General features: G+C 54.4%; 1 protein-coding gene. It reads left to right on the top strand.

The window, feature by feature from the left end; genetic code table 11:
• Positions 1-161 precede the first annotated feature (161 nt).
• A partial coding sequence (locus tag RMSM_RS13245) for a DUF1549 domain-containing protein (RefSeq protein WP_040766321.1) occupies positions 162-1,309 on the top strand: 1,148 nt, incomplete at its 3' end.

Below are 1,309 nucleotides of genomic sequence, written 5' to 3' on the forward strand. Positions count from 1 at the left end.
CTTAAGCGATCTCGGCTACGCATCGGGTGCCGAAGTTAACGGTCTGTTCTTTCAAGATTTACAAGACGACGAAAATCGAATCGACCCCGTCTTTATCGGCGGCCTTCCCTCGATTCCATAACATTCCCCAGCTCAACCCCACCTCTCTGAATCTGCTATCTATGTGTCGCACCTACCATCTCTGGCTCCTACGACTCGTGGTTTTGTCGACGTTGATCATCAGCCCTTTGGCGATGGCCGACCCACCGATCCCCCAATCGCAGATGCACTTTTTCGAAACCGAAGTGCGGCCGCTGTTGGCGGAAAAATGTTTTGGTTGTCATAACGCAGAGAAGCAGAAAGGCGATCTGCGGCTCGATTCGTTAGGTCACATGTTGCTCGGTGGCGAATCGGGGGCGTCGTTGGTTCCGGGAAAACCGGACGAAAGTTTACTGATCGAAGCGGTTCGCTACGAATCGTTCGAGATGCCTCCCGCAGGCCAGCTCAAAGCCAAACAAATCGCGGTACTGGAGCGTTGGGTTGCGATGGGCGCACCGTGGCCGGGTAGCGATCCCAATGTGGTGCTTCGCGAGCCTCGTGATTTCTTTAGCGAAGAAGATCGAAGTTGGTGGGCGTTTCAACCGGTAGTGAAACCCACGGTACCAAAAACGAGCGGCGAGGAATGGGCACGCAACGAGATCGATCATTTCATCTTTGCTCAATTGCAATCCCACGGCCTCAGCCCGGCCCCCGAAGCGGATCGACATGCACTGGTGCGGCGTTTGTATTTCGACATCATCGGATTGCCGCCGACGCCGGAACAGGTAGCGGCGTTTGTCAATGATCCGGCACCCGACGCGTATGAACGGCTGGTCGATTCGCTACTGGATTCAAAAGGCTATGGCGAACATGCGGCGAGGCAATGGTTGGACTTGGTTCGTTACGCCGATTCCGACGGCTACCGTGCCGACGGTTTTCGTCCTACCGCATGGCGTTACCGCGATTATGTGATCCAGTCATTCAACGACGACAAACCGTACGACCGATTCACTCAGGAACAGATCGCAGCGGATGAGATGTTCCCAGACGACGTCGAGGCACGGGCGGCTCTTGGCTATCTGCGTCACTGGGTTTACGAGTGGAACATTCGTGATGCGCCGGGACAATGGAAAACGATCCAAGAAGATTTGACCGATACGACCGCCGATGTCTTTATGGGACTGGGACTGCAATGTGCCAAATGCCACAACCATAAATTTGATCCACTGTTGCAAAAGGATTACTTTCGCTTGCAGGCGTTCTTTGCACCGATCATGCCCCAAGACATGAC

Origin of the sequence: Rhodopirellula maiorica SM1, from assembly GCF_000346295.1 — a bacterium.
In the GTDB taxonomy this organism is placed as follows: Bacteria; Planctomycetota; Planctomycetia; order Pirellulales; family Pirellulaceae; genus Novipirellula; species Novipirellula maiorica.